The sequence below is a fragment of the Mucilaginibacter polytrichastri genome, assembly GCF_001911425.1.
GTDB classification, from domain to species: domain Bacteria; phylum Bacteroidota; class Bacteroidia; order Sphingobacteriales; family Sphingobacteriaceae; genus Mucilaginibacter; species Mucilaginibacter polytrichastri.
The window spans coordinates 1,472,067-1,478,283 of sequence record NZ_MPPL01000001.1 but is presented as its reverse complement, the minus strand read 5'-3'; the positions used below and the strand labels follow the sequence as shown (position 1 = coordinate 1,478,283).

Sequence of the window (6,217 nt, the reverse complement as noted above, 5' to 3'; positions counted from 1 at the left end):
TCAATATGCCGGCCATGTCTGGTATTGAATTAAGTAAGAAAATTAAAAAAGATAAACGCACCTGCCATATCCCGGTTATTCTGCTAACGGCGATGGCCGGCGAGGATGAACAACTAAAGGGACTGCAATCGGGGGCCAACGACTTTCTTTCTAAACCATTTAATTTTCAAATCCTAAATACCAGGATCGAAAATTTGCTTAACCTTAACAAAAGCGTAAAAGACACCTACTCGAAACAGATACAATTAGACGGGCAAGATATTGTCATCGAATCTGGCAATTTTAAATTATTGAACTCGATTCTTAAATATGTAGAAAGTAAATTAAGCGACCCCGATCTGTCAGTAGAGGAACTTAGTAAACATGTGGGCATGAGCAGAGGCTCGCTTTATTATAAATTAATTGAGCTCACGGGCCTATCCCCCATAGAGTATATCCGCACCGTGAAATTAGAAAAAGCAGCTATACTAATGGAAACGAGTGAATTAAACGTTACTCAAATAGCTTACCTCACAGGGTTTGGTACACCGAGTTATTTTACCCGGATGTTCAAAAACAAGTATGGTGTAGTTCCCTCCGAATATTTAAGCGCCAAACGAAATCCGATCAAACCAATCATTCAGCCCCTCAATAAATAAATACACACCACTTCTCGTTTTTACAGACACCGGTATACAGGGTTTCTCCTATTACCCCGTTTAGCCCAGTATAGAAATCTTGCCCCTCAATTCAATAAAAATGGTGTGCGTTGTCGGCACCGTTAAATTTTTGCAATAGTGCTATTTGTAGGATATAAATTTATTTTGAAAGAGCACTGTTGCAGAAATCATTAGTTCACCTATTCTGAATATGAGCCAGTTATTAATTATAGCCGATTATACTGATTATTGACTTGGCATGGCTTTTTATTTGAACATATGCAAGAGTAATTTATACAATTGAAACAGCCCACACAGTTCCGGTTGTATATGTTTGGCGTAATAAAACAACCATCTGCCCCATCCTAAGGGCTGATAAACCAATTAAATTAATTAACCAGGAATAATAACAATGTAATTGCTTGAATGCTATTCGAGAAGCCTTGCTGTTGCTAAAAATGCAACCGAAGATCTTGAATCGATTTAATAGTAACCAATATGTAACCTAAATAACACGATGAAAAAGTAAACCACTGAATTACACTAATGCAAACCCGGCAAGTAAGACTTGACCGGCCACTAACTGATTATTTACCAATATAACAGATTTTATGAAAAAACTTCAACTCTTAAAAATTTGGAAAATGATGTTGATCACCATTGCGGTTAACTTATTTTCCCTTACGCTTACAGCTCAAACAACCGCACTGCATGGTAAAGTGGTTGATGAAAAGGGCGAACCGCTTACCGGCGCAACAATAAAAATACCAGGTACCACCACCGCTGTCACTGCCAATGTAAATGGCGAATTTACTTTTAACGTACCTGCCGCTACTGATAAAATTACCATCTCATTTGTGGGTTACGTAGATTACCAAAAAACATTGGTGAAAGGTGTAACCAATTTAGGTATCATAACCATGACAAGAACCAGTTCTAACCTTAACGAGGTAGTTGTAGTAGGTTATGGAACGCTAAAAAGAGAGGATGTTACCGGAACCGTGGTAACGGTAGAGGCTAAAACCTTGAAGGAAATACCTGCATCAAACGTTTTCGACCAGTTAAAAGGCCGGGTTGCTGGCTTGGATGTGGTTACCGGGACTAATGGCCCTGTAATTAGTTTAAGAGGCACACGTACTATAGGCGCTGCGCCGGGTACAGACGGGCCCTTGATTATTCTTGATGGAGAACCATATTACAATTCTATAGAAAACATTGACCCCAATAATATCAAAAGCCTCGATATATTAAAAGGAGGATCGGCAACTGCCATTTATGGTTCACGTGCTTCGGGCGGTGTAATTCTGATCTCCACCAATCGCGGCCGCGTTGGGCAAACCGTAACATCTTATGATTCCTATTACGGTATTAACAAACTGGAAGGAAACATGAATTTGCTTAACGGACAACAATTTGCCCAATTGCAAATTGATGCAAGGCAGGGCGCTGTGCTTCAAAGTGGCCAGAATGTTAATCCTTACGATCTTACCGCTATAGAAACTAAGGCCCTAAATGAGGGTGTAAGCACAAATTATCCCAAAATGTTAGTCAAAGACGCATTTGTTTGGGATCAAAGTTTACGGGTTTCAAGCGGTACAGAAAAAACGCAATTCAACGTAGGTATAGGCTATCGGGTTAATACCAATCTGGAACCCAACAACGGCACCAAACGTATTTCGTTAAACGCAACACTTGATCACAAAATAAATAATTACATCAAGTTTGGTATGAGCAGCCAAAATACTGTGCGCCTAATAAATGCAGGTGGCGGCAACCAGTATCAAAATGCGCAGTATATGAGCCCGTTAACCTATCCATACAATCCGGATGGCACATTAAATTTAACGCCTCAATCAGATCAGGTAGATGCTACTTTTGCCAATCCGCTTTTTCAAGGCAGAAGGCCAGATTTATATTATAATTATACCCGGGGCTTGGTTACAAATAATATCGTATATGCCGAAGTTAGCCCTGTAAGCCATTTAAAATACCGTTATACTGCAAATTATAACTTTTCTCAATCCATAGCCGGCACGTACAATGGCATCAATGGTATTAATATTTTTACCATTCCACAAACTACGGCCAGTACTACAAATAATTACTCGTATCGGTTAAATCAGGAACACTTATTAACCTATGAAAATGTTTTCGCACGAAAACACAGCGTAAACGTGGTGGCAGTCTTCACCAATGAATTGGCCCATACCGAAAATTCCGGCTTTAATGCTACCGGTATCCCTTCTGATGCCAACCTTAATTCTAACCTGGCACTGGCACAAACTGTAATTCCACAAAACGGGGTCTTTAGTGAGCAGGGCCTGATTTCATATGTCGGTCGTGTAAATTATGCCTTCGATCGCAGGTATGACCTTACCGCAAGTATTCGTTCAGATGCTAACTCGGCTTTGGCAAAAGGGCATCAGCGCACCAGTTATCCCTCCGTTGGTTTAGGGTGGGTAATCAGTAACGAAAATTTCATGAAGAAATACAGCTTTATTGATAATTTGAAGCTACGAGGCGGCTATGCACAAACGTCAACCATCACAACTATAAGTCCCTACAATACTTTAGGGCAGTTAAATTCAAGCAAATACCAGTTTGGAGGTGCTTCCACCGGCGACCAGCAAGGTGTAAGAGTAACAACTTTAGTTAATGAAAATTTAACCTGGCAACGAAGTTCTGAATATAACCTGGCGTTGGATTTTGCTATTTTAAAAAGCCGCATTACAGGTTCGGTCGAAGTTTACAAAACCAGGACTAATGGTATCATCCTTCCAAACAATTTGCCTGTAACCAACGGGGCTTCTTCACAAACTTCTAATCTCGGTACCTCAGATAACAGAGGTTTGGAAATTACGCTGAGCAGTATCAACCTACAAAATGCCCACGGTATTAATTGGTCTACCGACTTTAACATTGCTTTTAATCGGGAGAAGGTAATTTCTTTACCAAACGGGGGCCTGATAAATATAGGTTCGGGTCAGTTTGTAGGGCAGCCGCTTAATGTTATTTACGATGTGCGTAAATTAGGCATCTGGCAAACCAGCGAGGCTGCACAAGCGGCGAAATATGGTCAGAAACCCGGTTCTATTAAAATTCAGGATCTGAATAATGATGGAAAAATTGATGCCAGCGATGATCAGATCATTGGTCATTTCAACCCGAATTATACCTTCGGTATGACAAACCGGGTGAGTTATAAGAATTTTGACCTGAGCCTGGTAATCCAGGGACGGATGGGCTTTACAACAGTTGCCCCTTACGTATCTTCGTCCAATTCTTCAAGCAACGGCTGGCAGTTCCTTAACCTGGGCCGCCATAACCAACCTGTGCTGGACTATTGGACACCTACAAACCCAACCAATGCCTTCCCGGAGCCTAATGCTTACACCCAATTGCCTTATTACTCAACATTGCAGTATTATGATGGTTCGTTTATCAGGGCCAAAAGCATCAACCTCGGTTATAACATCCCAAGCAATGTGATTAAAAAATTGGGCTTGAGTTCTCTTAGGATTTATGCCAACGTAACCAACCCCTTCTTTATTTATGCGCCGATCATGAAAAAAAGTTTCTCGGTAACCGACGCAGAATCAGGTTATACCTATAGCACTAACGGAGGATCGCCCAATAACCCGGCTGACCCTTCAGTAAGTGGCAATATAGCGGGGGCAAATCCCGGCAACGGTGGTGCTAACTTCCGTGGCGTGGGTATTACTGCCGGCGAGCAGACAAGGGATTTTATTATTGGTATTAACGCAAGATTTTAATTAAAAAATTATGAAAGTATTTTATAAAAACAGTTTTGTGATTGCCGCAGCAGCGGTGTTAACTTTTGCTACAGGCTGTAAAAAGCTTCTGGACGAAAAGCCTCGTTCGGCACTATACCCAGATTATTTTGGCACTGCAGGCGGCGTACAGGCAGCAGTTGTAGGTGTTTACAATGATTTGAGAGGAGCTTTCTCTGGCGAAGGGCTTGTGTTTTACTACGACGGAACAGATGAAAACATCCCTGGGGGCAGTGCAGGCACTGTAGCACCGCTATTTAATTCATTTAAAGGGATTACCTCCTCTAACGGCCCGGATATCACTGGTTTATATGTGGATATTAATACACTTAACGGTGTTTTTAAATATGCTTCAACAATTACAGATGTAACTGCGCGTACGCAATATGTTGCCCAGGCTAAGTTTTTGCGTGGCTTCCTTTATTTTTACCTGGTGCAAACCTACGGCGGTTTAACAGCTACCCAAAAAAGCGGTATCCCATTGCATACAACCTTCATTACGCAGGCTACAACATCTGACGCCCCTGCTCAATTAACTGATATATATAATTTAATTATCCAGGATTTTACCGATGCTGCCACCGGCTTACCTAGCACCGTTACGGGTTCAAACCCTTTTTCTGCTGCTGGTGTAGGTAAAAGTGCTACCGTTGCTACAGCTAATGCCTATTTGGCCAAGGCCTACCTAACCAGAGGTTACGGCGAGGCTAAACAAGCCGGTGATTTTCAGAAAGCAGCAGATTTAACAGCTCAGTTAATAACGAGTAAGGGCACTTATGGTTTAGATCTATGGCAGGATTATTGGGACGAGCACAAACCCGCGAACGATTACGGCAAAGAAAACATGTTCGCTATTGATTATGGAGGTATTGCCGATCCTAACTATACCGGTTATACCCTTCAGGGTTCAGGCGGTTATGGTTTAAATCAACTCTATGTATTGGCTCGCCAAAACTATGTAGGCCCCGGTGTTGATAACGTTGCCGGCATTGATGCCGTTCCGCAGAAATACACCACAGCTAAAGCAGGCATGCTGCGCGATGTTTACAATGGCCGCCCTTACGTTCGTCTGGCACCAAACAAGCCTTACACTATGGACGTGGCCTTTGCAGACCAGGTGCATGATACCCGCTACGACGCCACTTTCCAAACTTATTGGATATGTAATAAAGCAACACCTGCAGGGCTTCAAAGTGATGGCAAAACGCTGAAAGGCACTTTAGTTCCAACATCAAATGTTTCCTTGTCATCTTTTAACGTACCTATGGATGGCGACACGGCTATCCTGATGCCTAGTGCAGATGTGTCTATGCCCCGCCGGGATGCTTTTAAAGGACTGATTATTACGCCAAAACAGTTTACTGCGCTTAATTTCCCAACAGTTAAGAAGTTTGATGATCCTCTCCGTACGGGTACCGGCGACTTTTCAAGCCGCCCGATCATTATGATGCGTTTTTCAGAAATATATCTGATGAATGCAGAAGCTAATTATATGTTGGGTAACGCGAACAATGCTGCTGCTTCATTAAATATTTTAAGGCAACGCGCTGCTTACCGCTCAACGGCGGATGCAGCTTTTACAGCTAAAAATCAATTTTATGTAACATCAGCAACTATGAGTGCCACCAATGCGGCTAATGCAACTGCCATGTTGCTAACCCCCGCACAAGTAGCACTGTTATCAAGCCCCAATAATACTACCGATAAAAATTCTAAATGCGGTATGGACCTGATACTGGATGAATACTCGCGCGAGTTATACGGTGATCCACGTCGTTGGTACGACCT

Annotated in this window: 3 protein-coding genes; all 3 read left to right on the top strand. The window is 42.2% G+C overall.

What is annotated here, in order from left to right; translation table 11 throughout:
- The coding region (locus RG47T_RS26320; RefSeq protein WP_216351017.1) for a response regulator transcription factor at nucleotides 1–638 on the top strand (638 nt) is incomplete at its 5' end.
- Nucleotides 639–1,249: 611 nt separating this feature from the next.
- Nucleotides 1,250–4,411, top strand: a complete 3,162-nt coding sequence (locus RG47T_RS06440) for a SusC/RagA family TonB-linked outer membrane protein (RefSeq protein WP_074488659.1) — start codon at nucleotides 1,250–1,252, stop codon at nucleotides 4,409–4,411.
- Nucleotides 4,412–4,421: 10 nt separating this feature from the next.
- Nucleotides 4,422–6,217 (top strand): RagB/SusD family nutrient uptake outer membrane protein (locus tag RG47T_RS06435; protein WP_216351016.1); only part of this gene is annotated, 1,796 nt, incomplete at its 3' end.

Excerpts from the sequence above, each read along its gene's own strand:
- RG47T_RS06440 (WP_074488659.1), top strand. The coding sequence starts at position 1,250 with ATGAAAAAACTTCAACTCTTAAAAATTTGGAAAATGATGTTGATCACC.